This window comes from Vibrio sp. Scap24, from assembly GCF_013394185.1.
In the GTDB taxonomy this organism is placed as follows: Bacteria; Pseudomonadota; Gammaproteobacteria; order Enterobacterales; family Vibrionaceae; genus Vibrio; species Vibrio pomeroyi.
On record NZ_CP041332.1, the window covers coordinates 761,484 to 788,441 of the forward strand.

At 44.9% G+C, this 26,958-nt stretch carries 21 protein-coding genes; 17 read left to right on the top strand and 4 right to left on the bottom strand.

The annotated features are described in order from the left end of the window. Positions 1-170: 170 nt before the first annotated feature. From FLM53_RS03010 to nth, 8 genes are all read left to right on the top strand, one after another. The gene (locus FLM53_RS03010) at positions 171-1,175 is read left to right on the top strand and encodes a substrate-binding domain-containing protein (RefSeq protein ID WP_176680194.1); all 1,005 of its coding nucleotides are present in this window, start codon (positions 171-173) and stop codon (positions 1,173-1,175) included. Between the two features lie 300 nt (positions 1,176-1,475). After that, complete coding sequence (rsxA, locus tag FLM53_RS03015; RefSeq protein WP_004734039.1) at positions 1,476-2,054, top strand: electron transport complex subunit RsxA; 579 nt, start codon at positions 1,476-1,478, stop codon at positions 2,052-2,054. Between the two features lie 2 nt (positions 2,055-2,056). Beyond that, on the top strand, positions 2,057-2,650 hold the full coding sequence (gene rsxB / locus FLM53_RS03020) for an electron transport complex subunit RsxB (RefSeq protein WP_048611571.1): 594 nt from the start codon (positions 2,057-2,059) through the stop codon (positions 2,648-2,650). A 7-nt stretch (positions 2,651-2,657) separates the two neighbouring features. Then, the gene (rsxC, locus tag FLM53_RS03025) at positions 2,658-5,456 is read left to right on the top strand and encodes an electron transport complex subunit RsxC (protein WP_176680195.1); all 2,799 of its coding nucleotides are present in this window, start codon (positions 2,658-2,660) and stop codon (positions 5,454-5,456) included. Then, positions 5,456-6,502, top strand: coding sequence for an electron transport complex subunit RsxD (rsxD, locus tag FLM53_RS03030; RefSeq protein ID WP_017631119.1), 1,047 nt, complete (start codon positions 5,456-5,458; stop codon positions 6,500-6,502). The genes rsxC and rsxD overlap by 1 nt, the downstream gene beginning before the upstream one ends. A 12-nt stretch (positions 6,503-6,514) precedes the next feature. Then, a complete protein-coding gene (rsxG, locus tag FLM53_RS03035; protein WP_176680196.1) occupies positions 6,515-7,144 on the top strand; it encodes an electron transport complex subunit RsxG in 630 nt (209 codons plus the stop codon). Beyond that, complete coding sequence (locus FLM53_RS03040) at positions 7,144-7,836, top strand: electron transport complex subunit E (RefSeq protein ID WP_076656929.1); 693 nt, start codon at positions 7,144-7,146, stop codon at positions 7,834-7,836. The genes rsxG and FLM53_RS03040 overlap by 1 nt, the downstream gene beginning before the upstream one ends. A 184-nt stretch (positions 7,837-8,020) precedes the next feature. Then, positions 8,021-8,656 (top strand): endonuclease III, encoded by a 636-nt coding sequence (gene nth, locus FLM53_RS03045; RefSeq protein ID WP_176680197.1) that lies wholly within the window; start codon positions 8,021-8,023, stop codon positions 8,654-8,656. Between the two features lie 179 nt (positions 8,657-8,835). Here the strand turns inward: nth and FLM53_RS03050 are convergent, their stop codons facing one another. After that, positions 8,836-11,589 carry a cation-transporting P-type ATPase gene (locus FLM53_RS03050; protein WP_176680198.1) on the bottom strand — a complete coding sequence of 918 codons (2,754 nt, stop codon included), beginning with the start codon at positions 11,587-11,589 and terminating at the stop codon, positions 8,836-8,838. Positions 11,590-12,353: 764 nt separating this feature from the next. Between FLM53_RS03050 and gloA the strand changes: the two genes are divergently transcribed. Both gloA and FLM53_RS03060 read left to right on the top strand, forming a co-directional pair. Beyond that, positions 12,354-12,770 carry a lactoylglutathione lyase gene (gene gloA / locus FLM53_RS03055; RefSeq protein ID WP_004734046.1) on the top strand — a complete coding sequence of 139 codons (417 nt, stop codon included), beginning with the start codon at positions 12,354-12,356 and terminating at the stop codon, positions 12,768-12,770. A 462-nt stretch (positions 12,771-13,232) separates the two neighbouring features. Then, positions 13,233-13,667, top strand: a complete 435-nt coding sequence (locus tag FLM53_RS03060) for a DUF2753 domain-containing protein (RefSeq protein ID WP_004734047.1) — start codon at positions 13,233-13,235, stop codon at positions 13,665-13,667. A 98-nt stretch (positions 13,668-13,765) separates the two neighbouring features. Here the strand turns inward: FLM53_RS03060 and FLM53_RS03065 are convergent, their stop codons facing one another. Further along, entirely contained in the window at positions 13,766-14,647 is an 882-nt protein-coding gene (locus FLM53_RS03065; protein ID WP_017632535.1) for an OmpA family protein, read from the bottom strand. Between the two features lie 188 nt (positions 14,648-14,835). Here FLM53_RS03065 and rnt point away from each other — a divergent pair, with 188 nt between their 5' ends. From rnt to FLM53_RS03085, 4 genes are all read left to right on the top strand, one after another. Beyond that, complete coding sequence (gene rnt, locus FLM53_RS03070) at positions 14,836-15,480, top strand: ribonuclease T (protein WP_017632534.1); 645 nt, start codon at positions 14,836-14,838, stop codon at positions 15,478-15,480. Positions 15,481-15,545: 65 nt separating this feature from the next. After that, positions 15,546-16,871: a Na+/H+ antiporter family protein gene (locus FLM53_RS03075; RefSeq protein WP_026084414.1), complete on the top strand. Its 1,326-nt coding sequence runs from the start codon at positions 15,546-15,548 to the stop codon at positions 16,869-16,871. 540 nt (positions 16,872-17,411) lie between these two features. After that, positions 17,412-18,755 carry a response regulator gene (locus FLM53_RS03080; RefSeq protein WP_218113490.1) on the top strand — a complete coding sequence of 448 codons (1,344 nt, stop codon included), beginning with the start codon at positions 17,412-17,414 and terminating at the stop codon, positions 18,753-18,755. A 46-nt stretch (positions 18,756-18,801) separates the two neighbouring features. Continuing rightward, a complete protein-coding gene (locus tag FLM53_RS03085) occupies positions 18,802-23,160 on the top strand; it encodes a transporter substrate-binding domain-containing protein (protein ID WP_176680200.1) in 4,359 nt (1,452 codons plus the stop codon). 42 nt (positions 23,161-23,202) lie between these two features. On the opposite strand, the gene FLM53_RS03090 is transcribed toward FLM53_RS03085, so the two are convergent. Further along, entirely contained in the window at positions 23,203-23,832 is a 630-nt protein-coding gene (locus FLM53_RS03090; RefSeq protein ID WP_176680201.1) for a DsbA family protein, read from the bottom strand. Positions 23,833-23,930: 98 nt separating this feature from the next. Beyond that, positions 23,931-24,269 (bottom strand): Grx4 family monothiol glutaredoxin, encoded by a 339-nt coding sequence (locus tag FLM53_RS03095; RefSeq protein ID WP_004741702.1) that lies wholly within the window; start codon positions 24,267-24,269, stop codon positions 23,931-23,933. Positions 24,270-24,538: 269 nt separating this feature from the next. On the opposite strand from FLM53_RS03095, the gene sodB reads away from it, so the two are divergent. The 3 genes from sodB to FLM53_RS03110 all read left to right on the top strand — a co-directional run bounded on the left by sodB (position 24,539) and on the right by FLM53_RS03110 (position 26,834). Beyond that, positions 24,539-25,123 carry a superoxide dismutase [Fe] gene (gene sodB / locus FLM53_RS03100; RefSeq protein WP_004734050.1) on the top strand — a complete coding sequence of 195 codons (585 nt, stop codon included), beginning with the start codon at positions 24,539-24,541 and terminating at the stop codon, positions 25,121-25,123. Positions 25,124-25,371: 248 nt separating this feature from the next. Continuing rightward, complete coding sequence (locus FLM53_RS03105; protein WP_305144100.1) at positions 25,372-25,875, top strand: VC2046/SO_2500 family protein; 504 nt, start codon at positions 25,372-25,374, stop codon at positions 25,873-25,875. Positions 25,876-26,150: 275 nt separating this feature from the next. Then, positions 26,151-26,834 (top strand): SDR family oxidoreductase, encoded by a 684-nt coding sequence (locus FLM53_RS03110; RefSeq protein WP_176680203.1) that lies wholly within the window; start codon positions 26,151-26,153, stop codon positions 26,832-26,834. The last annotated feature ends 124 nt before the right edge of the window (positions 26,835-26,958 follow it).

Below are 26,958 nucleotides of genomic sequence, written 5' to 3' on the forward strand. Positions count from 1 at the left end.
CAAGCTCAACCTAAGAGCTTGGCTTTTCATTTTTAAACTGTCGAACAACCCCAAATAAACCCTCAAACCCCGTCATATTTAGCGTTTAGTGTTTGAATTGCCTAAGTATCCGTTGTTAAATGTCCAACCATCACCACCACACAGCGTTAAATTTAGAATAAGAGAGCGGAATGGCTACCATTAAAGATGTTGCGAAAGAAGCAGGCGTGTCAATTGCGACCACCTCTCGAGTGATCAACAATGCGCCTCACACCAGTGAAACCGCCATTACGGCAGTAAAAGCGGCAATGGAGAAGCTTGGCTATCGCCCAAATGCCAACGCTCGTGCACTGGTCAGCAAGTCTTCAAACGCGATTGGTGTGTTAGTTAATGATGTTTCTGCCCCTTTCTTTGGTTCGATGATCAAAGCCATTGATACCGTAGCAAGTGAACAAGAAAAACAGTTACTGATTGGCAGTGGATATCATGACGCAACCAAAGAGCGCAATGCAATTAACTTGCTGATCAACAGTCGCTGCGAATCACTTGTGGTTCATAGCAAGGGCATTAGCGACGAGGAATTGGTAAAGCTGGCGAATGAAGTGCCCGGCTTGGTTCTTATCAATCGAATTGTTCCCGATATCGAAAACCGCTGTATTGCTCTCGACAACCGCCGCGGTTCTTACATAGCAACTGAGTATTTGATTAAAAACGGTCACAAGCACATCGGTTACATCTGCTCGAGTCACAACATTGAAGATGCTCATGATCGCTTAGCAGGTTATTTAGATGCGCTGAAAGATAACGGTATTGAACCTAGTGACGAATACATCGAATACGGCGAGCCTGATGAGTTAGGTGGTGAACAAGCCATGGTTAACCTAATGGCTAAAAACACCGACATCACAGCGATTGCCACTTATAACGATTACATGGCTGCTGGCTGCTTGGCACTGCTGCAAGAAAACGGCATTCGAATTCCAGAAGACATATCAGTCATTGGGTTTGATGATGGCCACATTGCGCGCTTCATTTACCCTAGATTGACGACCATTCGCTACCCAATTCAAGTTATGGCAAATCAAGCGGTTAAGTTATCTCTTCAACTCGCTAGCGATGAACCGAAAGAACAATCAGAACATAAGTTGTTTATGCCAATACTGGTGCGCAGAGCTTCGGTTCGAAACATCAGTTAAGAATACTCGGGGCACTAAAAGCGTAGCTTCATAAAGCTAGCAGTTACTAGGGCTGAGTGTTTTCGATTCCTGACACTTTTTACAACAAAGAAAATAGGATTGATTTGATGAGTTATCATTCGGTTAATCTTATTTTTCATTCCCATCAAATACCCTCCTATACTTAACCTGATCTATCTTAATCAAACGTTTACTCGTTGATTTTTTCACCAAGTGTCTAAATCCCTAGTGATCCTTGGTTGTTATTAGGTGAGCAAAGCAGGATAATATCGGGATCGGAATCTCAAGAATTAATCCATTATGACCGAATACCTTTTGTTGTTGGTTGGCACAGTGCTAGTCAATAACTTTGTGCTAGTGAAGTTTTTAGGGCTATGTCCTTTCATGGGAGTCTCCAAGAAACTGGAGACTGCGATTGGCATGGGCCTCGCGACGACTTTCGTTCTGACGTTAGCGTCGGTATCTGCATACCTAGTAGAAACCTACATCCTTACCCCTCTGGGTATTGAATACCTGCGTACCATGAGCTTCATCTTGGTTATCGCGGTGGTTGTTCAATTTACGGAAATGGTCGTTCACAAAACCAGCCCGACTCTTTATCGCCTATTGGGTATCTTCCTACCTCTTATCACCACTAATTGCGCGGTGTTAGGTGTGGCACTTTTGAACATCAATGAAAACCACAACTTCATTCAGTCGATCATCTATGGTTTCGGCGCAGCGGTGGGTTTCTCTCTTGTTCTGATCCTATTTGCTGCGATGCGTGAGCGTATTGCGGTTGCTGATGTTCCAATGCCATTCAAAGGCGCATCAATTGCGATGATCACAGCAGGCCTAATGTCTCTGGCATTTATGGGCTTTACTGGGTTGGTGAAATAAGCATGAGTACCATTTTAATTGCGATCATTGCGCTAGCCGTTTTAGCCGCTGTTTTTGGCGCTATTTTGGGCTTTGCTTCTATCCGCTTTAAAGTAGAAGCCGATCCTATCGTTGATCAAATCGATACCATTTTACCGCAAACTCAATGTGGCCAATGTGGCTACCCAGGTTGTCGCCCATACGCAGAGGCGATCGCTAACGGAGACAAGATCAACAAATGTCCTCCAGGCGGTCAAGCAACCATTGAAAAGCTAGCAGACTTAATGGGCGTAGAAGTTGAAGACTCCGCTCATGACTTAGATAACAAAGTAAAAACCGTTGCTTTCATTCATGAAGATATGTGTATCGGCTGTACCAAGTGTATTCAAGCCTGCCCTGTCGACGCCATTGTTGGTGGAACCAAGGCACTGCACACAGTAATCAAAGATGAATGTACAGGTTGTGATCTATGTGTCGCACCGTGCCCTACTGACTGTATCGAAATGATTCCAGTGGCAACAACGACTGAAAATTGGAAATGGCAGATGAATATCATTCCTGTTACTGATATCACTAACCAAGCGACTGATGCGGCTGCGTCAGAGCCTAAGGCGTAGGGTTAGTATGATCTCTTTAATTGAACAAATTCGCACGGGCTCTATTTGGAACTTCCCGGGCGGCGTGCACCCTGCTGAAAACAAGAAACAGTCCAATACCACTGACATCGTTCATGCAAGGCTTCCTGAAGAAATCGTTCTTCCTGTAAAACAGCACATCGGTAAGCCAGGTAACTTATTGGTTGCTGCGGGTGACACCGTACTAAAAGGCCAACAACTGACAGCCTTGGACACAGGTTTTACCTTGCCAGTACACGCACCAACATCGGGTGTGATTACTGCTATCGAACCAAGAACTACCGCTCACCCTTCGGGCTTAAGCGAACTCAGTGTAGTCATTAAACCTGATGGCTTAGACACTTGGATTGAAAAACACCCAGTTGAAGACTTTTCAACAAAGACCTCAGACGAACTGCTTGATGTGATTCGCCAAGCTGGTATTTCAGGTATGGGCGGCGCAGGCTTCCCTACTGCGAAAAAGCTTCAGTCAGGCCTTGGCCGTACTGACATTTTGATCGTCAACGCTGCTGAGTGTGAACCTTACATCACCTCTGATGACAAGTTGCTTCAAGAACATGCCGAAGAAGTACTAAAAGGCATCGAAGTAGTTGAACACATCCTTCAGCCAAAGCTGACGGTTATCGGCATAGAAGACAACAAGCCAGACGCGATAAAAGCACTTGAGATTGCAGCGAAAGACAAAGATATCGTCATTCGCGTTATCCCAACTAAATACCCTTCTGGTGGTGAGAAACAGCTCATCAAGATCCTCACCAATAAAGAGGTTCCAGCTGGCGGCATCCCTGCTGACATCGGTGTTTTGGTTCAAAACGTCGGCTCTCTCTACTCGATTAAGAGAGCAGTAATCGACGGCGAACCTGTCGTTAACCGCGTTGTGACTTTAACCGGTAAGACCTTTAAGCAACCTCGTAACGTTTGGGCGCTCTTAGGCACGCCTGTACATGAGTTGCTTGAGGAGTTTGGCTACAAGGCCGATAAAAAGCTGCCGCGTTTGATTTTGGGCGGCCCTATGATGGGCTTCACCTTGCCACATGCCAATGTGCCAATCACTAAAACGTCGAACTGTATTTTAGCGCCAACGCGTCGTGAGATTTCACCAAGCACTTACGAGATGGAATGTATTCGATGCAGTGCTTGTGCCGAAGCTTGTCCTGCCTCCCTACTGCCTCAACAGCTGCAATGGCACGCTAAAGCCAATGAGCTGGACAAGTGCGAAGAGCTAAATATTAAAGACTGTATTGAATGTGGTGCTTGTGCGTTTGTTTGCCCAAGTGAAATCCCTCTTGTTCAGTACTATCGCCAAGCGAAAGCCGAAATCAAAACAAGAAAAGACGAAGCAACCGCCGCAGAGCGTGCCAAGGTTCGTTTCGAAGAGAAAAACGCTCGTATGGAGCGTGACAAAGCAGAACGCGAAAACCGTTTCAAGAAAGCTGCGGATAACCGTCGCAAAGACATGAAAGCGGCAGACGGTGACGATGCAATTGCTGCTGCGATTGCTCGTGTTAAAGCACAAAAAGCCGCTGCTGATCAGGCTCCAAATGAAGAGCCAACAGTGAAACCTGCGGTTGCAGCTGCGATTGCTAAAGCAAAAGCGAAACAAGCAGCTGCTCAGAAAGCAGACGGTGCTGAGCCAGACAACTCTGAAATGTCGAAGCTACGTGAAGAACGTAAACGACAAGCTCGAGAACGCAAGGCCCAACAAGCTGCTGACACTCCGGTTGAAAGCTCTGGTGATGGCAAGAAAGATGCTGTTGCTGCCGCTATCGCTCGTGCTAAAGCTAAGAAAGCACAACAAGCGGAATCAGCTTCTGATGCCCCAGCTGAAAGTACTGGTGATGCTAAGAAAGATGCCGTTGCTGCAGCTATCGCGCGAGCTAAAGCGAAGAAAGCTCAACAAGCGGAATCGGCTTCTGAGGCTCCTGCTGAAAGTACTGGCGACGCTAAAAAAGACGCAGTTGCTGCTGCGATTGCACGCGCTAAAGCGAAAAAAGCACAACAAGCGGAATCAGCTTCTGACGCTCCAGCTGAAAGTACTGGTGATGCCAAGAAAGATGCCGTTGCTGCCGCAATAGCTCGTGCCAAAGCGAAGAAAGCACAACAAGCGGAATCAGCTTCTGATGCTCCAGCTGAAAGTACTGGTGATGCCAAGAAAGATGCCGTTGCTGCCGCAATAGCTCGTGCTAAAGCCAAGAAAGCACAGCAAGCGGAATCGGCTATTCAAACAGAAAGTGAAGCTCCAACTGGAAGCTCTGGCGATGCTAAAAAAGATGCAGTTGCTGCGGCCATTGCACGCGCCAAAGCGAAGAAAGCACAGCAAACGAAGCCGGCTGAGACAGCAAAAACGTCTGAGCCAGTAATTGAAGATGAAGCTGAAACTCAACAAGAGTCAGTCGATCCTAAAAAAGCGGCTGTTGCTGCCGCTATTGCACGCGCTAAAGCGAAGAAAGCTCAGCAAGCGAAACAGACTGAGACAGCAGAAACGCCTGAACCAGTGATCGAAGTAGTAGCTGATGCTCAACAAGAGTCAGCCGACCCTAAAAAAGCGGCTGTAGCTGCCGCTATTGCGCGCGCTAAGGCGAAAAAAGCTCAACAGGTTGAAGCACCAGAAATCGCTTCTGAAGCCGTGGCTGAACCATTAATTGAAAAAGAGACTGTGGTTGAATCTGAGGCTCAATCAGAACCCGTCGATCCTAAGAAAGCAGCCGTTGCTGCCGCAATTGCTCGTGCTAAAGCAAGAAAAGCGCAGCAAGAGCAAGATAAAAAGAACAATGAGGAGAAAGAGTAGTGGCCTTCTTTATCGCCAGCTCACCGCACGCACACAATCGTAGAAGCACCCCAGATCTCATGAAATGGGTAGCTATTTGTGCATTGCCAGGTCTACTAGCTCAAACCTACTTCTTTGGATGGGGTACGCTCATCCAGTTAGTATTTGCTATCGCACTTGCTGTTACCTTTGAAGCAGCCGTAATGCTGCTAAGAAAACGCCCGCCAGTAATGGCGCTGCGTGATTACAGTGCTGTTGTGACCGCTTGGCTACTCAGTGTCGCTATTCCTCCACACTCACCGTGGTGGATTCTAGTGATTGGTATGTTCTTCGCGATTATTATTGCAAAGCACCTATATGGCGGGCTTGGGCAAAACCCATTTAACCCAGCGATGGTGGCTTACGTTGTGTTGCTGATCTCATTCCCAGTTCAAATGACCAGTTGGAATGCTCCAGCCAGCTTAACGGCAGAAGCAACAAGCTTTGTTGACTCTTTCTTGATGATCTTTACGGGTTTCAATAACGAAGGTTTATCTCTTCAACAAGCACGCCTTGGTATTGATGGCACCACAATGGCAACGCCGCTTGATGCATTCAAAACGGCATTAACGGCAGGTAACACAGCGTCTGAAGCTCTGTCTCAACCGCAATTCAGCTGGCTAGCTGGCGTAGGTTGGGAATGGGTGAACCTTGCTTACCTAGTTGGCGGCTTGGTACTTATCAAGCAACGCGTGATTCAATGGCATATTCCTGTGGCGTTCATCGGCAGCCTTGCGCTGTTTAGCCTAGTGTTCTTAATCCTAACTCCGGGTGAAACGGCTTCTCCAACTATTCACCTATTGTCTGGCGCAACCATGCTTGGTGCATTCTTTATTGCAACCGACCCGGTTTCAGCTTCAACGACAGTAAAGGGTCGATTGGTATTTGGTGCCCTGATTGGCGCGTTAGTGTTTATTATCCGCAGTTGGGGTGGCTTCCCCGATGGTGTGGCGTTTGCTGTATTGTTAGCCAACATGTGTGTTCCACTGATTGACTACTACACCAAACCTCGTACGTACGGTCACTAAGGAGCGGATACCATGCTAAATGCTATAAAGAAAAACGGCCTTGTACTCGCGATTTTTGCGTGTGCTTCAACTGGTTTGGTTGCGGTGACTCACTACCTGACCAAAGATCAGATCAAACAGCAAGAACAGGCTCAACTACTGTCTGTTCTTAACCAAGTGATCCCGCACGATCTTCACGACAACGCACTGTTTTCGTCTTGTACTTTAGTTCAAGAAGAAGAGCTTGGTACTGAGCAAGCGATGCCAGCTTACATCGCTAAACTTAATGGTGAGCCAAGCGCGATTGCTATCGAAGCGATTGCACCAGACGGCTACAATGGCGCGATTAAAGTCATTGTTGGAATGAAAATCGACGGTACGATTTTAGGTACTCGCGTGCTTTCTCACCAAGAAACTCCGGGCTTGGGTGATAAAATTGATCTGCGTGTGAGTGATTGGATTCTTTCGTTTGCTGGTAAGCAAGTCACGGATTCTAATCTAGACCGTTGGAAGGTTCGTAAAGACGGTGGTGATTTTGACCAATTTACTGGCGCGACCATTACGCCAAGAGCGGTCGTTAAGTCAGTTAAACAAGCGGTTCAGTACGTTAACCAAAACAACCAAGCATTGCTTGCTCAACCTCTAAATTGTGGTGGTGAATAATGAGTGACCATAAAACACTAATCAAAAATGGCATGTGGGCTAACAACCCTGCCCTAGTTCAACTTCTTGGCTTATGTCCTCTGTTGGCTGTGTCTTCAACGGTGACCAACGCACTTGGGCTGGGTATTGCTACTCTGCTTGTATTGGTCGGTTCGAACGTTGCCGTTTCTTTGGTTCGTAACCACGTACCAAAAGAAGTGCGTATTCCAGTATTCGTAATGATCATTGCATCACTGGTAACCTGTGTCCAGCTTCTGATGAATGCTTACGCATATGGCCTTTACCTGTCTTTGGGTATCTTCATCCCACTGATCGTAACCAACTGTATCATCATTGGCCGAGCTGAAGCCTTCGCTTCTAAAAACGAAGTGCTGCCTGCTGCTCAAGATGGTTTCTGGATGGGTCTTGGCATGACATCGGTACTGGTTGTACTAGGTGCAATGCGTGAGGTTATTGGTAACGGTACTCTGTTTGATGGTGCAGACCTGCTTCTTGGTGATTGGGCTTCTGTGTTACGAATCCAGATATTCCAATTTGATAACAGCTTCTTGCTAGCCCTGCTTCCACCGGGTGCCTTTATTGGTGTTGGCTTCTTGATTGCGTTGAAAAACATCATCGACAACCAAGCAAAATCTAGACAGCCTAAACAAGAAAAACCAGTCATTGAACGCGCTCGCGTTACCAATGCTTAATAAGTTACAGTAGCTTGAACCCTGCTGAGTAGCTCAACCCGCTCAGCAGGTAATTAGATTGACCAAGTACACATAATAATGACGCTCATAAGAGCGCGTAACCGATGATAAAGCCTGAGCATTGAGAGTTTATTGAATACCAACTCCGGATCTCAAGCCCTAACTATTTGAAAGTAATGTCGCTATGAACAATGTAAAACGAGTAGAAATACTTGAGCGTTTAAGAGAAAACAACCCAAAGCCAGAGACTGAGCTTAACTGGAACAGCCCTTTCGAGTTGCTGATCGCGGTACTTTTATCAGCACAGGCAACCGATGTCAGTGTCAACAAAGCAACGGATAAGCTTTACCCAGTAGCTAATACTCCACAAGCCATTTTCGACCTAGGTGTTGATGGCTTAAAAGAGTACATCAAGACAATCGGCCTGTTTAATTCAAAAGCAGAAAACACCATTAAAACGTGTCGAATGCTGCTTGACCTACACAACGGTGAAGTGCCGGAAGATCGTGCGGCATTAGAAGCCCTTCCTGGCGTTGGTCGTAAAACAGCTAACGTTGTACTCAACACCGCTTTTGGTTGGCCAACTATTGCCGTTGATACTCACATCTATCGTGTATCGAACCGCACTAAGCTCGCTATGGGTAAGACAGTCGATGATGTCGAAGCCAAGCTACTTAAAGTGGTTCCAAAAGAATTCAAATTGGATGTCCACCACTGGCTCATTCTTCATGGACGTTACACCTGTGTCGCGCGTAAACCACGCTGTGGCAGTTGTATCATTGAAGACCTATGTGAGTTCAAAGAGAAGACCGAAGATTAGTCTTTCCGTTCACAACGATTAATCAATACGGCAGCGCTTAAAGCGCTGCTTTTTATTATGACTCTCTAGAAGCCGCCTCTATATCAGTTTTCATTTCTCATTCTACGTTCCCAAGATAACAGGCATAAAAAATCCCGCCTTTTGGGGCGGGATTCAATTATTTAGCTAAGAAGTCTGTCTTAGATAAACTTCACTTTAGTCACTTCCTTGATAGCAGATAGAACAAATGTTGGTACTGCTGCAATGAAGATTAACGATATTAAGTGATCAAACTCTAGTGCTTCTGTGCTGAATACCAGCTGGCCGAAGCTTGTGTAAACAACGCTTAAAGACAAGATAGCCGATACTGCCACCGCACCAAGTAGGTAGTGGTTAGTGAACGGATTCTTACGATAAATCGTTGTAAACGTACGTGCATCGAACAAGCTCCAAAGTTGAGCAAAGATCAGTGTTAAAAACGCAACGGTTTGTGCGTATTGAGCACTGTAGCCACCGTCGAGTGCGTAAGAGAATGTCACAAAGCTTAGACCACCTAATGCGAGACCACGAGTTAGGATACGAGCGCCTAGACCATTAGAGAAGAAGCCTTGGTCACGTTTGCCTGGCTTACGCTCCATGAGATCTTTCTCTTCTGGCTCAACACCGAGTGCGAGTGCTGGTAGACCATCAGAAACGAGGTTAACCCATAAAATCATTAGTGGAGTTAGCGGAAGTACTACATCTGGTCCCATGAGTAGGAATGCAAATAGGATTACCGAAACCTCACCCACATTCGCTGTAAGTGCTTGGCGGATAAACTTACGTAAGTTATCGAAAATTTGACGACCCTGACGTACCGCCTTCACGATAGTACTGAAGTTATCATCCAACAGGATAAGGTCACCTGAGTCTTTCGCAACAGAAGTACCTGTAATACCCATCGCAACACCAATGTCTGCACGACGCAGTGCTGGCGCATCGTTCACACCGTCACCGGTCATAGAGGCAACTTCGTTGTTCTCTTGCTGCGCTTTTACGATACGCAGCTTGTGCTCTGGAGTAACACGTGCAAATACTGCAACCTGAGAACAGATAGACAACAGCTTCTCGTCATCCATTTGATCAAGCTCAGTACCCGTTACCACTAGATCATCTTCGCTACGGATGATTCCGATTTCACGAGCAATCGCTGCTGCCGTAACTGCGTGGTCACCGGTAATCATTACCGTACGAACACCAGCGCTATAACAGCTATTTACTGCATCACGCACTTCTGGGCGTGGTGGATCCATGATGCCATAGATACCCAGGATACTGACGTCTTGTTCAAGCTCAGGGAAGTCTAACTCTAGCTCTTCCTCTTTTAATTCACGGAAACCAACGGCAAGTGTACGCAGAGCATCACCACCAAAGGTTTGGATTGCCTCTTCAAAGTTTAAATGAAGATCTTGAGACGGTGCAGTATCGAGAGCCAAGTTGCCTGATACTCCACAGCCAAGCGTTGGTACGAAACCACCGTCAACCATGAAGCTAGTTGATTTACCAAGAACAACATCTGGCGCGCCTTTCAATGCTAGGAAGTGCTTACCTTGTGGGTCACGAACGATAACAGAAGCCATCTTACGACCAGAATCGAACGGGAACTTCTTAACGATTGAGTAGCCTCCCGTTGATAGCATTTCATCTTGTTTAAGACCAGCTTTTGCCGCTGCAACAATTAGTGCACCTTCTGTCGGGTTGCCACGAACCGTCCATTTACCATCAGCATTTACATATTCAGCATCATTACAAAGTGTTGCAACTACAAGACCTTTCATCATTGCAGGGCTGTTTGTCGCTTCGACATTGTGACCTTTGGTAATGAATTCACCCTTTGGATCAAAACCTTTACCTGACACATCCCAGTAACGACCAGACACATCGTACGCTTTCATTACCTGCATTTGGTTTTGTGTCAGCGTACCTGTTTTATCTGAACAGATAACAGTTGTAGAACCTAGCGTTTCGATTGCTGCTAGCTGTTTAGCCAATGCATTATTCTTAACCATCTTAGTCGAGCCCATCGTTAATACGATAGTAACCACCGTTGGCAAACCTTCAGGAATAGCGGCAACCGACAAAGAGATACCTGTTGTTAGAATTTCTAACCATGGCATACCGTGGTAAACACCGATAGCACAAACAATAGCAACAACCACAAGAGCAACAACCAATAATGCGAGTGCGATAGTGTCCATACGCTCTTGCATTGGTGTTTTCGTCTCTTCCGTTTGGTTCATCATATCAGCGATGTGACCAACTTCAGTTTGCATACCTGTGCTTGTTACAACAGCAAGGCCTGTACCCGTAGTCACTATTGTTGTCATGAAGCCCATGTTCTTCTGATCGCCAAGACCAAGAGTCTCATCTTCAAGGCGTTCAGACTGCTTATTCACTGGCTCAGATTCACCGGTCAGCGCTGCCTCATCGACCGTCAGACGGTTTGACTCAAGAATACGAACATCAGCTGGCAGAATATCGCCAGTATTAATTTTAATGATGTCACCAGGAACGAGGGTTTTCGCTGGAACACTGATCCATTTACCATCTCGCATCACTTCGGCTTCTGGAGCTGCCATTTCTTTTAGCGCTTCCATCCCTTTCTGAGCTTTAAACTCCTGCCAGAATGCAATACCAGTATTAATAAGAATAATCACTGCAATAGCGATAGCATCAATGGCGTGGCCAGTAGACCAAGAAACGATTGCGCCAACAGCTAGAATAAAAATCAGTGGGTTTTTATATTGATGAATATACAGTTCCCATGCAGACGCAGACTCTTGTGCTGTCAGCTCGTTGGTACCGTGCTTCTCTAAGCGTGCATCCGCTTCAGAATTTGATAAACCTGTAGTTTGATCCGCGTTCAATTCCTTTAGAACATCTGAACTTTGTTGTGTAAACCATTTACTCGTCATTTGAGTACTCCACATCAATGCCTCACATCGAGGCTAATGTAATAAAATAATACTTATTTTTATATGATAAAAAAATCGCACAAATCAAAAATGAATATTTAGTCGATTTAGTGCGCTTGAAAAACTATATATTAAGGATTCTCTATTTAGCAAAGATCACAAAAAAACACTTGATACACACTTGACAACCACTTTAAAAACATAACCACCCAAAATATCAAACATAAAACCAACAATGAAAACTCAACCCATTGTTTAATAAGAGTAAGTACAAAAAATAAACACCCCTTATTACTTCGTAAAAACCACTGATTATTGGCGTGATTTATCGAAAATTCCTTAATAACGAAGTAAAACATCGGAATAACCTTTCTATAAACAGGGAAATATTGGCGTAATCATAAATTGATAAAATGGAAAGTTAGATGCCAATTGTAAAAATGAAGGCAGTTCAGTAACAAGATGGAGATACAAATCACAATTCAATAACTAAGGCTACTCTTGGACCTCACGAAAAATAGCAACACTTGAACTTACTACTTATGCAAAATATCGAACTAGGCTCTAGTGATGGACAAATTAAGAATGCCGTTTTCTTTGGTTTTATTGTAATACAAATAAAAGAAAAGGTAGAGACGGAGAGTAAGACAGATGATGGGAATAAGAAAATATGACCAAACTTGTCATCTCTTTGGTGTTGCTTATGAGCTTGCTCATATATAGTGCTATAAAAGAAACAACCAATAAAAAGCTAGGAGCAAATCATGTCAAACGGTCGTATTTTACACACCATGCTACGCGTGGGTGATCTAGACAAATCTATCGAGTTCTACACTAATGTAATGGGCATGCAGCTATTACGTAAGAATGAAAACAAAGAGTACGAATACACACTGGCTTTCGTTGGCTTTGGCGACGAATCTCAAGGTGCTGTGATTGAACTAACGTACAACTGGGGCACGACTGAATATGACCTTGGCTCAGCTTTTGGCCACGTTGCTATCGGTGTTGATGACATCTACACAACGTGTGACGCGATTAAAGCAGCAGGTGGTAACGTGACTCGTGAAGCAGGCCCAGTAAAAGGCGGCTCTACGCACATCGCATTCGTTAAAGATCCTGACGGCTACATGATTGAGCTGATTCAGAACAAACAAGCAAGCGCAGGTCTAGAAGGTTAATTCCTAAATACCTTTGCAAGATTAGGCTAGAACGCCTGATAAAATGAACAAAGAAGCGAGCACTATGCTCGCTTCTTTTTATCACTCTCCCCATAATCGATATTCTTTATTAGGGCTTGTTGATGTTTTGCGGTTGAATTTTGTTCGAGATAAAAGCGTTTTAATCGCGGCGAGGGAGACGTAGCCTAGTCATTTTAAGCAAGTCTCCCTCAACAAAGAGAAAAACGCTTTTTGCCGAACCCTTTGGGCAGCGTTTGCTGGTTATTAACGACTACGTTATCAACTTCTCTTACAAACAATATATCAAAGCCTCATCCTTCCATATAAACCCAGCAACTCGCTGCAAAAACAAGCTCAAAAGGTCAACACGCCCTATATATTATTAACAATCTCACTGATGAAACTTTACATGATAATGATTATCATTTAAATTAACCACCTATTGATTAGTGAGGTAATACAATGATTAGCGAATGGGAAAAACACACGTTACTCGCCGATACGGCATTGCAGCTCGATGATCCTGTACGAAGTATTCTTCACTATCAGCAAGCATTGAACTTAAGCGAAGAAATCACAGAACGTACCGATATTCAGGCCGATGAACGCCTACTGATTTCGGTGATTTCTTGTCACAACCTCGCGCAATTCTGGCGCTGGGCTGGCGACACCGAATACGAGCTTAAGTATCTTCAACTGGCTTCCGAAAAGGTACTTACACTGATCCCTCAGTGCCCTAATACGCAGTGTTCTAGCTTTATCGATTCTATTGGTTGCTGTAAGAAAGCGCTTATCGATTTCATGAAACGCCATCCCAACCCTAAAATTGCTTCTATGGTGGAAAAGATCGATACCGCGACCAACTGTGAAATGATTGCTCGTTTCCGCCTTAACTAGCAAGCTCCTCGCAGATGAAACGCTTAGCCTGTTGATTCAGATACAAAAAGCCCGTCATGACGACGGGCTTTTTAATTTGAGCTTTAGATTTTTTAGAGCTAAACCTGCGTTCTGCCCAATGAGATAACAACGCGTCGGTTCTTGTCTTTACCAATTGGCGAGTTGTTGTCTGCAATTGGACGACGCTTACCATAGCCTTGTACTTGAATACGGTCTTCTGGCAAACCGAGAGACTTAAAGTACTCTCTTAACGACTCAGCTCTGCGCTCTGATAAGTTTTGGCTAATGCCTTTGCTGTCGACAGAGTCGGTGTACGTTGCCACCAGCACAAGATCAATGTCTTGGTTGTAGCGAACATAATCAGCAATCTGGCTCAGCCTTTTACGTGACGACTTATTCAGCTGATCGCTGTTACGATCGTAATGCAAGATAGTGAAAGAGATATCTTCAAAGCTGTAAGGCAGTAAGTTGGCAACACAATCACTAAACACATTGTATTTTTCTTGGAACAACACCGACGACAACGACACTTCGATACGTTGATCTCGGCTTTGCCACTCTTGGTAACTGAATGTCGGGTAGCGCCCTTTCTCCAGCTCGCTCAAAATACCCCAAGCCGTTTGTCCGCCCACGTAACCATCAAATTGTTGGAAGAACTTAATGGTGGTCATGCGATCAGCACTTTCGCCGGGACGCCAAGGTGGTGGCATGGAAATCAAGCTGACATTGCGTGTCGCACCCATTGGGCGACGCATTTTAAGCTCAAAGTCCAAAATGATTTTTTTACTCGCACGAGATGAGAACTCAGCGTCACCAAAATTTGGGATTGGATGAACTAAGCGACATTCTAATGGTGTATTAGCCACCATCTCCCACGTCGACTGTTGAGGAGATGCTCCGTAACGCTTTTCTTGTGCCATTACCGATGACGACATAAGAAGCGAAAATAGCATTGAACCTGTTATGAGTTGTTTCTTCATAAAGTGGAGTATCTCTTAAGCAATTCGTTTAACAATGCAGCCAATTGCCGCATTTTTCTCTCGCGTTTAAATATGCAATTATCAAGCCGCAATGGGTCGGCTAATTTATGATTTATTGCCCTTCCCTAGTTTTTATCACTGCTATTATCTGCAATAATGCAGCCTTAATCACACTTATTTGGGCTAACATGACTGTAGAAAACGAAGCTCTGACCCTAAAAAAACGCTTTCGCGGCTATTTTCCAGTGGTCATCGACGTGGAAACCGCAGGGTTTAACGCAGAAACCGATGCATTATTAGAAATCTGTGCCATTACATTAAAAATGGATGAGAACGGAGATCTGCAACCTGCATCAACGCTTCATTTTCACATTGAGCCTTTTGAAGGCGCAAATATAGAGCAGGCAGCATTAGACTTTAACGGAATTAAAGACCCATTTAGCCCATTACGTGGTGCTGTGTCGGAACAAGAAGCCCTTAAAGAAATCTACAAGCTAGTGAGAAAAGAACAAAAAGCTTCAGATTGCAGTCGTGCAATCATGGTCGCTCACAACGCTACATTCGATTTGAACTTCGTTAATGCGGCAAGTGAGCGTTGTAAGCTTAAACGCGTCCCGTTCCATCCATTTGCAACTTTTGACACTGCAGCTCTTAGTGGTCTTGCCTACGGTCAAACCGTTTTGGCTAAAGCTTGCCGCACTGCAGGGATGGAATTTGACAACAAAGAAGCACACTCTGCTTTGTATGATACGCAAAAAACCACAGAGTTATTTTGCGGCATAGTAAACAAATGGAAAGCCCTTGGTGGTTGGCCTCTTGTTGACGAAGAATAAAAAATAGAGTCGGTAAACGTTTTTTCGTATTGCCTTCATAAAAAACACAACATCCCGAGAATAATATGAATCCTGTTGTAATTTCAGTTTGCATCATGCTTGTTTTAGCTTTGATGCGTGTAAACGTAGTCGTTGCTCTGACGTTCAGTGCAATTATCGGTGGCGTAGCCTCTGGTATGAGCTTGAACGACGCAGTCGCGGCTTTCGAAAGTGGATTAGGCGGCGGTGCAACAATTGCACTTAGCTACGCTATGCTTGGTACATTCGCTGTTGCTATCTCACGTTCTGGTATCACAGACCTACTTGCTCAAAGCGTTATCAAACGCATTCACGGCAAAGAGAACAGTGCAGCATCGACTGGTCTTAAATACGGCATCCTTGCATCTTTGATCTTAGTGACCATGTCTTCGCAAAACGTGATTCCAGTACATATCGCCTTCATCCCAATCTTAATCCCGCCTCTATTAGGCGTATTCGCAAAAATGAACCTAGACCGTCGTCTGGTTGCGTGTGTGCTGACTTTTGGTCTGATTACACCTTACATGGTTTTACCGATTGGTTTTGGTGGCATCTTCCTAAACAACATCCTGCTTAAAAACCTTCACGACAATGGTCTTGAAAACGTTGTAGCAAGCCAAGTACCAATGGCGATGTTGTTACCCGCTGCGGGCATGATCTTCGGCCTTCTAACGGCAGTATTCTTTACTTACCGTAAGCCTCGTCAATACAAAGAAACATCTCACACGATTGTTTCAACTGAGACAAAAGAGATCAACAAAAAGCACATCCTAGTAGCGGCGGCGGGTATCGTTGCAGCACTAACGGTTCAACTATCGACGGGTTCTATGATCATCGGTGCTCTTGCTGGTTTCATGGTATTCACCTTCGGTGGCGTAATCGCTTGGAAAGAGACACAAGATGTCTTCACCAAGGGCGTTCACATGATGGCAATGATCGGTTTCATCATGATTGCCGCGGCAGGTTTCGCAGCAGTAATGAAGCAAACTGGCGGCGTTGAATCTTTGGTTGAAGCGCTTTCAACTAGCATCGGTGACAACAAGCCTCTAGCAGCACTACTTATGCTAATTGTTGGTCTATTGGTGACTATGGGTATTGGTTCTTCGTTCTCTACGATTCCAATCCTTGCAACTATCTACGTTCCACTAGCAGCAGCATTTGGTTTCTCACCAATGGCAACGATCGCTCTAGTAGGTACAGCTGCAGCGCTTGGTGATGCGGGCTCTCCTGCTTCTGACTCAACATTAGGTCCAACATCGGGTCTTAATGCTGATGGTCAACACGAGCACGTATGGGAAACCGTAGTACCGACGTTCCTACACTACAACATCCCACTGATCGTATTCGGTTGGATTGCAGCTATGGTTCTGTAATTAGGTTCTGTAGTTAAACAGTCCTACGCTCACTTTTATAAAGACCGCCTCGTGCGGTCTTTTTTGTATATAGGGTCTGTTGACCTTTCGAGCTGATTTTTGCAGCGCTTTGTGGGAAATTTCCACAAGGCAGAGGCTTTGAAGTGTAGCAAGCCTACATGAGAAGCCGATAACGCAGTAGAAATGAACCACAAAGGCTGCCCGAAGGGTTCGGCTAGAATCGTTTTATGCTTTGTTAAGAAGTATTTACTTAGAGTGACTAGGCTACATACTCCTTGCCGCGCCTAAAACGATTCTATCTCGAACAAAATTTAACCACGAAAAGTCAACAGACCCTAGCCTCTTTCCCCTTTTATCTCTAACTTTAGAAACACGCTAACCTTCTGAACCAACGTCACTTTCTATACATTATCCCGTGCGCATTGATATGCAACTTATGGCTATTCATTAAATTCACTTCTACACTTAAGTGTTTAATAAATAAGCCGCTAATTCATAGAAGACGAAGTGGCAAGGCTCAATACGTCAGAAGGCTACTATATGGATATACTCGCCCGATCGCGCTACCTCATCATTGATGACAGCAGCGTCATTCAAAGTGCGACACGTGCACTGCTTATCAAGCTCGGTGTTCCGAACAACAATGTAATCAGCGCCTCCAATGCCCAAAATGCGATTGAGGCTTGCCGCGCACATCGATTCGATATCTTACTGATTGACCATGATTTAGGCTCAGGAAGTAATGGCTTACAGCTATTAGAATTTTTGCAGCAGAAAGAGTTAATCAAACCACAAACCCTTGTGTTTATTGTGACGGGCCATGATAGCCAAGACATCTTCTTTGGTTATGCTCACTTCGAACCTGATGGCTACCTGATCAAGCCAATCAGAGCCGATGACATCATAAAACGAGTGACATCAGCCCTGTGTCGACAGCAATACTTTTCGGCATTAGAGCAAGCCTATCTTAAGAATGGGCTCAACGCGGTAAAGCCGCTCTTTGGAAAAGCCCCTAACCCATCGACATTAAAAGACGCCATTATCTACATGGCGAACATTCTGATTAAGAATCACCACCTAGATGAAGCACAAGCCATGTTGAATGGGTTGTTGCAGCTTCATGATTACTTGCCTGCCAAGGTTAAGCTGGTTGAAATCCACATAGCTAAACAGAATTATCACGACGCGCTCAGTCAGATAGATAGCTTGATAGAAAACAACCCTCGCAACATCAAATTGCAGCAACTTAAGGTCAAGATCTGCCTCAATACCAGTGACTTCGAATCGGCTAACCAGCTAATTGACCAAGTGCTCACCGTAAACGGCAGTAATATTGAGCTGACCAACACCATGGTTTGGCTACAACTGTTAGATAAAAACGTTGAACAAGCGACCTTACACCTCAAATCGCTTGCTCAACTCATCCCCCACTCGATTTGGGATTCTGCGGGTAAGCGAGCAATGATCTTATGGGCAGACAGTTTAACCCTCACTCAAAAAGAACTAGCGCTTTGGAAACCTGAAGGTGCTTGGCAAAGACTCTCTCATTCTGAAAAGTCATACGCACTCAGTAAGCCGTTGTTGAAGCTTTGTCGAACCTTACAGCTCATTCAACTCGAACAGCATGAGGTGGCAAAAGAGCGTATTGAGAGCATTTCGATGAACGAATTCTCAGACAATGATGTCGAAGCCTTCTTCTTATTAGCACTGTGCTATCAAGCCTTGGGTCTACAAGACAAAGTCGATCAAATAAAGCGCCAAATAGAGATCCATCTAAAAGCAGACCATACCAGCCTCGCCCTTTTGCAGCGTATGGCATTACAACAAGCAGACAATTTTGCATTACCCACACTAACCAAAGCGCCTTTGGCCGCCGTTAGTTGAGCATGCCGTCAAACCCAAATGAGTATGTAAACGACAGGATGTCTTTATGCAGAACAATGCTACAAAAACGAAAACGTGGTGTTTCGCCTTTCTATTGAGTTGCCTTACGGTATTCATGTGGCCACTGCACAGCCTTGCTGAAAGCGCACCTCAAGAAAACTCATCGAATAACCAAGTTGTATTGCGTGTAGGCCTGCCTTCTTACAACATGGTTCCTTATAGCTACCAACATCAAACGCCCTCTGGGAACATTGTTTCTGAAGGGCTACTCATCAGCATGTTGGACGAGGTATCGGTAAACGCAGGCTTCAAATATCAGATTGAGCTGTTCCCAAGATTTAGCGGCGTACTCAGTGCATTTGAAAAGGGTGAATTAGATTTATTGGTCGGAGTCTCTTCGACCAAAGAGCGCCAAGAATACATGACGTTCAGTGAACCGATGTTCTCGATTCGACGAGCGGTCATTACTCAAGATCTAAAAATAAACGACCTAAGTGAACTGGCAACTGCAAACTTAGCGCTAGAGAAAGGGTTTGCGCTCAATGACCTTCTTCCTAGTTTGCTTCCAGACAGTCGAATTACCACACTAGACAGCACACAAGCGGCCTTCACTGCCATTCAAGGGAATAGTGTTGATGCATACATTGGTGATGCACTTGCGCTTTCTGCGTTATTGCGAGAACAACCTAAAGACTCACTTACACTATCGGTACTTCCTGACTTGCCAGCTGATCACTTGCACTTCGCGGTCAACAAAGGAAAACACAAACTACTCAGCCGAATCAATTTCGCTTTAGAGGATATCAAGCAAGGTTCATTGCAGTCGATTTACAATCAATGGCTTGCTCCCTCTCAACACTCGATGTTGCTGGATTATGGCACATTGAATTTAACTCAAGACGAAAAGAACTGGCTTGATAACAACCCGTCCATCCCTGTAGGCACACACTCCAATTGGTATCCTTACGACTTTACCAATGAGCAACAGCAACACTCAGGCTTATCTGCTGACGTCTTAAATCTAATCAGTAATGTGCTCGGTGTATCATTTGAAAGTACCACTTACCTAACCCCAGAAGCGGCAGAGGTCGCATTCAATAATGGTGAGACCATGGTGCTAACCAACATCACGCCAACCACAGATAAAGCGCGATATATGGACTTCACTCACGCTTACAGTTTTGAACCTTGGGTGCTATTGAGTCGCTCTGATCGCTTAGGCAACTTTGCACCAAATGGCACTAAGGCGATTGGTGTGATTGAAGATTCTGGAGGCACAACGGTTCTACCTTCTCTCTGCCTGACTTGCCAAGCCGTTCCTTACATCAATCACGTCAGCGCTTTCCAAGCATTACAGAAAGACGAAATCAGTTTCGCGCTTGCTTCTCTTCATCATGCTGCGCCTTTGTTGCATCAAGACTATGTAGGGCAATTCAAAATCACAGGCACCATTAATGAGCAAAACAGCGCTCCTTTGGCTTTAGCAGTTAACTTCCGCCACCCCATGCTGTTGAGTATTCTCAACAAAGCCATTGGCGCATTGCCTGCCAATGAACTTGAGCGCTTGGAGAACAAATGGCTGACCTATGAATACCAAGAAGGTTTGTCACCACGCGAAGTGGCTAAATGGTCAGTGATCATCGGGCTTGGGATCTTTGTGGTCATTTTCGTAATCGTATTCTGGAACCGTAAAATGGCAGCAGAAATCGAGCAGCGAAAAGTCGCAGAACAACGTGCCAAAGCCGCAGAAGCCCATTTACAAACATTGGCCGACAACATCGATGGGGTTGTACTTAAACACATCCAAACAAACCCCAAGCAGCCTTTGAATATCCAGTTTAGCTTCGTCAGTGCCGGTGTAACCGATATGTTCGGCTTATCCGTGGATAGTGTAAAAGAGCACCCTCAACACCTTTTCGAGCTTATCTCGAAGGATGACCTGCCACAGTTTGAAGCCAGTATGCTTGATGCTATTGAAACCGGGCATTGGGAAAGCGAACAGCAAGTGCAGTTAAAGTCTGGTGAACTGAAATGGGTGAAATTTAATAGCCAGATATCGAACAACAAGGCTATCGAATGGAACACGGTGATTACAGACATCACCCTACTGAAAAAACAGCAACAGGCTTTAGACAATGCTCGCCAGAAAGCAGAAAGTGCCACCGCTGCTAAGTCACAATTCCTAGCAACTATCAGCCACGAGGTTCGCACTCCAATTAGTGGGATCTTAGGGTTACTGGAATTAATGCAAGAACATCAGCTGAGTGAAGAGTTACTGAACTTGCACGGAGGATTGAATCAGTCTGCTCGTAACTTACTGCACATCGTTAATGACGTACTCGATTACTCCAAGATTGAAGCGGGAAAACTAGAGCTTAGCCCGACCGAGATTGAACTTGGCAAAGTACTAGCGCGCATCGTACAACCGCAATCCATTCACGCGCAGCAAAAAGGCTTGGCTTTCCATTATTGGCAAGATCCAAACCTCGCTCAATGGTTGTTCGCAGATGACATACGAATCCACCAAATTCTGAACAACTTCCTCAATAATGCGATTAAGTTCACCGAACACGGGACAATTTCGTTACATGTCGACGTCATTGAGAAAAACGAACATCAACAGAAAATTAGCCTCACAGTCTCAGACACAGGCATTGGTATCCCGAAAGACAGACAACAAAGCTTGTTTCAGCCTTTTGAACAAGCTGACAAAACCACCAGCCGTCGTTTCGGTGGCACAGGGCTTGGGCTGTCTATCGCGTTGAAGTTGATTGAACAGATGAATGGCACCATAAAGTTGTCGAGTGAAGAAGGAAAAGGCAGCCACTTTACGGTTACCGTTACCCTCCCAACTTGTACGCCTGAACAGGCAGTCAGCAACGCTTTGGCTCTGCCACAAACTTTGCTCTGCACTTCGCAGACTGAGAACTCTATTGAGCTAGATGTGGGGAATCACTCACACGAGGTGTATGTGGTTGGTTACGTTCTTCAACAAGAAGAGCTGTGTCGATACCTGAAACACTTCAGCCTTGAACCAAAGGTTCTACATATTAATCAAAAGCACCTGCTCAAAGAAATGGTCGTCAAACACCAGCCAAAACACATCTTCGTTGCGATGTCTGTATGGCAACAACTGGCGATTACCGATGCATGGATTCAACAACATACAAGCTCAACACGGTTCACCGTGATCAACCAAAATCCTATGTTATCACCTGAACCTTTAGGCAACTCGTGGTGTTTGTCGGTCAATCCATTGCTACCTGATAACTTGGTTCACGTTCTAACGAAGCCCGTCAGTCACGACAATCCAATCTCGCCATCAGACAACGAAACTAAAGCGCCGGTCGCCACAGAGACTCGCGAACAAGCAGAGAACAACGGCAGGCTGATTCTGGTTGCGGAAGATCACCCCATCAACCAACAAGTCATCGCCAAACAGCTTGAAAATATTGGTGTCCACGCCGATATCGTTGATAACGGAGTGTTGGCTCTGAACGCCCTGAAAGATAAACGCTATGGCCTATTGCTAACCGATTGCCACATGCCCGAAATGGACGGATACACACTTGCATCAAGCATTCGTCAAATAGAACAACGCAAAGAGGAACTTAACCAAGAGACTCAAAGACTGCCAATCGTCGCGCTGACGGCAAATGCAGTGCAAGGTGAAGATGCTAATTGCTACGCGCACGGCATGGATGACTTCTTGGTTAAACCCGTTTCGATTAAGCAGATGAGATTAACCATTGAGAAGTGGTTACCCACAACCGACGCTTCCAACCCGACTCGTGAAACTGATGTTTACGATGCAGAGGAATTAGATACACAGAACCAGGAAGTCAGTGCTTCATCAAACTCTTCACCTAAAGACGAGGAAACCAATAAAGACGAAGAAGCCAATGAATTTTCGATGCTGTTCCAAGATATTGAACAGAGCTTTGAGGATAATCAGAGCCGAGAGCCAAGCGAAGATCTCATTCCTGCAATCACCCAAGACAGCTTCAGCGATACCAACAATCAAGTGATCGACTACGCCGCACTCTATGATCTTTTCGAAGATCACGATGTCGTAATGACCTTGCTTGATGAGTTTGCCGTAAGCTTCATTGAAGAGAGTAAACAGATAAATGAGCTGTGGGCTAACAAGGAATACCGAGAACTTAAAAGCACGGCACACCGACTTAAAGGCGCAGCAAAAATGGTGGCATGTGACACGATTGCTTCTTCGCTCGCATTCATTGAGACACAAGCAAACGACCTTGTAACCGAAGCCACGGACTTAGAGCAAGTCGAATCAGAAATTGAAGCATCAATCGCGGAAGTCACTAACACATTCGAACGGTTTACAGAGGAGATAAACCAATTACGTCAGACAAAAGAAAAGGCTTACTCTTATGAGTAAGCCTTAGAAGTCGTTGCGTCAATACAGACAGCTCTCGCTAGATTATGCAGCGGGAGCGTTATTCACTAGAATTTCGCGAATAGATTTAAGCGTCGCTTCCGTTGAATGGTAATCCAACTCAACTTCACTAAAAATGCCATTCACTTCAAGCATTAACGTCGGGTAAGAAAACACACCCATCGCTTCTTTAAAGCCTAACTGGTCATCTAATTCACTTTCCAATAACTTACTAGAAAGGTCATTTTCAAACTGTTGTACATTCATGCCGAGTTCTTCAGCCAACTGTAGATGCGTTTCTTGGCTGTGTGGCAACATCGCACGAAGGTAGTACGCGTGTTGAATCGCTTCCAGCATCGCTTCATAGTGATCTTGAAAACCTGCGGCGATCACAGCACGGCACGCAGGGTAAGTGCTGCGAACAGGCTTGCACTCTGTCCAAAATTCATGATTGAACTCAGTACTTAGCTTAGCTTCGATCTGCTTCCAGATCGCTTGCAGCTTGCCTTTCATTTCTTCTGACATTGGCTCATCAGAATCCGGAGCCAAGCCACCCACAACGTAGTTAAACTCAATGCTCGCAGGCAATTGTTGTTTCAACAACTCAAGCGTTGGCTTGTATCCCCAACACCAGCTGCACATTGGGTCATGCACATAATGAAGTTTTACGTTCATTGTTCGTTCCTTATCGAGTCGACTTTTCTATCAATTCCAACAAAAAAGGAGCCTGATTAAGGCCCCTCATTTTAACTATTCAGCGCAAAGGCTAGAGCTTACTCAGCATCATCACCAGCAACTTTAGCTGCTGCTTCTTTGATGATTGGCTGAAGTTCGCCTTTTTGGAACATCTCAAGAATGATGTCACAACCACCGATTAGCTCACCTTCAACCCAAAGTTGTGGGAAAGTTGGCCATTGTGCGTAAGCTGGAAGCTCTGCACGGATATCAGGGTTTTGTAGAATATCTACGTAAGCAAATTTCTCGCCACATGCCATTAGAGCTTGAGACGCTTGAGAAGAGAAACCACAGCTAGGTAGCTTAGGAGAACCTTTCATGTACAGTAGAATAGTGTTTTCTTCAATTTGCTGTTTGATTTTATCGATAGTTTCCATTGCTTCCTCGTTAATGGATTACGGCTTTTATTGCCTTTATTCTACCCCAAACCAAAAGAATAAAAACCATATAAAAAAAGCGGTTAACAAGCTAAGCTAACAATTCACACAAAAGTGATGAAATAAGCTTTTAATAAAGTAAAAACTTGCTAAACTATATCGCAAGTCAGCAAATTGACCATGGTTGGCAGTATAGCGAGCCATGAATAATAATATCACTGGAAGCAATCGAAAGAGTTAACTCTTTCATATCAATGGAGAATTGAGCAATGGCATTTGAACTACCGGCTCTTCCTTACGCGAAAGACGCACTAGAACCACACATCTCAGCAGAAACGCTAGATTTCCACCACGGTAAGCACCACAACACTTACGTTGTTAAGCTAAACGGTCTTATCCCAGGTACTGAGTTTGAAGGAAAAACACTAGAAGAGATCGTTAAGACTTCTACTGGTGGTGTTTTCAATAACGCTGCTCAAATCTGGAACCACACGTTCTACTGGCACTGTCTTGCTCCTAAAGCAGGCGGCGAACCAACTGGCGCTGTTGCAGAAGCTATCAACGCTGCATTCGGTTCTTTCGAAGAATTCAAAGCAAAATTCACTGATTCAGCAATCAACAACTTCGGTTCTTCTTGGACTTGGTTAGTTAAGAAAGCTGACGGTTCTCTAGACATCGTTAACACTTCTAACGCTGCTACTCCTCTAACAGAAGAAGGTGTTACTCCACTTCTAACTGTTGACCTATGGGAACACGCTTACTACATCGATTTCCGCAATGTTCGCCCTGACTACATGGCTGCATTCTGGAACCTAGTAAACTGGTCTTTCGTAGAAGAGAACCTAGCTAAGTAATCTATTACTTACGCTGCGCTATTTATAGCGAGTTACCTGTTAAAAGCTCATGCCTCGGCGTGAGCTTTTTTGTATTTGTCGTATTCCTATCAATACGAACATTACGAAACAAATTAGCCAATCAAGCCTGCTTTTTACCCTATTTTTACCTTTCTCAATCACCCTGCATAAATTCTCTATTCGCCTGTAATTAAAGGCTAAAGTTTGCCGACTCCATGCCGTTAAAGGTGTATCAAACGAGAGGCGTCATGCAAATACATACTTTAGACAAAGCAGGAATCATTAACGAACTGAAGTTCGGCATCGGAATCAGCCAAGCGGTTGAGCAAGGTCGCCGTGCTGATTTCGCGTTGCTGCTATCTATGTTTTCTAATGATGTTCGCGATTGCACGCCCATCGACACCATTGAGGTTACAGAAACAAACGAAGATCGCCTGCGCAAACAATTTGGCGTAGCAGAACCGCAGCAACTGCGTTCAAACCAATCTTCATATGAGATTTCAGCACAACAATCTAATCATTTTCATCAGGCGAGCCTTGCCAGCGCAAAACTCAGCCATTACTTGAAACCCGAAGCCTTGGCTTTTATGCCTGAAGATACTGCTGACTTCCCAGAAGAGGTTTATCAAAACCTTTCAGGTCACGATCGACGTAAACTGGCGAACAAGCAGGTCCCTGATTTGCCTCATGCCACACTCTACAACGAGCTATCGACTGCCCAACGTCAGTATCAAATTCAAGCTCAGGTATAACTTCAGCCCCGCTTTCTCGATTTATTTCTGCCTCTCTATCGACTTTGTTCAATTCACTTTATTGAATGATTCACGTGAGTGATATGAACCACCAGCCTTGGGCATACTCGAAACACCCGTTGTCGATTACCGCTTGAAGTTACTACAAAATGTGACGTGCCACTAAGTTCATAAAAACTTATTAATTGGCGCACCTTAGTTTGAACCAATTCACACCCATTGTATGAAATTTAACCCATTCTTATCCGACACGGATGATTTGTTTAGGTACTGGGATGGAAATAAAAAGCTCAATCATATTGGTGACATCTGCCGGCTCGCGACTGGGAGGGACGATTGCGAACCACTTTGTTAACCTTGGAGCCACAGTCATCCTTTGTGATAACGATACCGAAGCACTTCAGGCTACCTATTTACAGTGTGCTCGATTCTCTGATTCTGTTTACCACTACCCGCTCGAAAGTCATGACAACCAGTCGATTATCAGCGTGTTTGATTTTATCCAAACCACTTTCAACACCACACCCGATGTACTGGTCAATAACTGGATAAGCTCACCAATGCCAAGCCTAATTGGTGATCAGCCCGTCAGCAGCTTTATTAATGATCTTTCTTCTATGGCATCGACCCTTTTCGCATTTGGTCAAATCAGTGCAGAGAGATTACGAGATGAAAAGAAAGAAGGCGTGATTGTGAACGTGATATCACACGATGATTTTCATGACGTATCTGGCTTAGAGAGCGCCAACTCCATGATCACCGGATTCACACACAGTTGGGCCAAAGAACTCACCCCGTTTAAGATCCGTGTTGGCGGTGTCGTTCCCGCGATTCACAATGCCGATGGCAAGTTCAACCGTTGTCATTGGGCACAGCTGCAAGATGAACTCACTAGAACCGCAGAGTACATTATCTCTAATGATTACTTTAGTGGGCGAGTAGTGGCAGCAGAGGTTTAGCCTCGCCTATTCCTGCTCAGATAAAGCCGCTGCTCTAAGGGCAAATCACTAATCAACTAATCAACTAATCAACTAATCAACTAATCAACTAATCAACTAATCAACTAATCAACATGTCTCGTCC

Excerpts from the sequence above, each read along its gene's own strand:
- rsxA (WP_004734039.1), top strand. The coding sequence starts at position 1,476 with ATGACCGAATACCTTTTGTTGTTGGTTGGCACAGTGCTAGTCAATAAC.
- FLM53_RS03060 (WP_004734047.1), top strand. The coding sequence starts at position 13,233 with ATGATTAGCGAATGGGAAAAACACACGTTACTCGCCGATACGGCATTG.
- FLM53_RS03110 (WP_176680203.1), top strand. The coding sequence starts at position 26,151 with ATGGAAATAAAAAGCTCAATCATATTGGTGACATCTGCCGGCTCGCGA.
- FLM53_RS03010 (WP_176680194.1), top strand. The coding sequence starts at position 171 with ATGGCTACCATTAAAGATGTTGCGAAAGAAGCAGGCGTGTCAATTGCG.
- FLM53_RS03090 (WP_176680201.1), bottom strand. The coding sequence starts at position 23,832 with ATGAACGTAAAACTTCATTATGTGCATGACCCAATGTGCAGCTGGTGT.
- rsxC (WP_176680195.1), top strand. The coding sequence starts at position 2,658 with ATGATCTCTTTAATTGAACAAATTCGCACGGGCTCTATTTGGAACTTC.
- nth (WP_176680197.1), top strand. The coding sequence starts at position 8,021 with ATGAACAATGTAAAACGAGTAGAAATACTTGAGCGTTTAAGAGAAAAC.
- FLM53_RS03040 (WP_076656929.1), top strand. The coding sequence starts at position 7,144 with ATGAGTGACCATAAAACACTAATCAAAAATGGCATGTGGGCTAACAAC.
- rsxG (WP_176680196.1), top strand. The coding sequence starts at position 6,515 with ATGCTAAATGCTATAAAGAAAAACGGCCTTGTACTCGCGATTTTTGCG.
- FLM53_RS03085 (WP_176680200.1), top strand. The coding sequence starts at position 18,802 with ATGCAGAACAATGCTACAAAAACGAAAACGTGGTGTTTCGCCTTTCTA.
- FLM53_RS03105 (WP_305144100.1), top strand. The coding sequence starts at position 25,372 with ATGCAAATACATACTTTAGACAAAGCAGGAATCATTAACGAACTGAAG.
- FLM53_RS03095 (WP_004741702.1), bottom strand. The coding sequence starts at position 24,269 with ATGGAAACTATCGATAAAATCAAACAGCAAATTGAAGAAAACACTATT.
- FLM53_RS03080 (WP_218113490.1), top strand. The coding sequence starts at position 17,412 with ATGGATATACTCGCCCGATCGCGCTACCTCATCATTGATGACAGCAGC.
- FLM53_RS03065 (WP_017632535.1), bottom strand. The coding sequence starts at position 14,647 with ATGAAGAAACAACTCATAACAGGTTCAATGCTATTTTCGCTTCTTATG.
- FLM53_RS03050 (WP_176680198.1), bottom strand. The coding sequence starts at position 11,589 with ATGACGAGTAAATGGTTTACACAACAAAGTTCAGATGTTCTAAAGGAA.
- sodB (WP_004734050.1), top strand. The coding sequence starts at position 24,539 with ATGGCATTTGAACTACCGGCTCTTCCTTACGCGAAAGACGCACTAGAA.
- rsxB (WP_048611571.1), top strand. The coding sequence starts at position 2,057 with ATGAGTACCATTTTAATTGCGATCATTGCGCTAGCCGTTTTAGCCGCT.
- FLM53_RS03075 (WP_026084414.1), top strand. The coding sequence starts at position 15,546 with ATGAATCCTGTTGTAATTTCAGTTTGCATCATGCTTGTTTTAGCTTTG.
- gloA (WP_004734046.1), top strand. The coding sequence starts at position 12,354 with ATGTCAAACGGTCGTATTTTACACACCATGCTACGCGTGGGTGATCTA.
- rnt (WP_017632534.1), top strand. The coding sequence starts at position 14,836 with ATGACTGTAGAAAACGAAGCTCTGACCCTAAAAAAACGCTTTCGCGGC.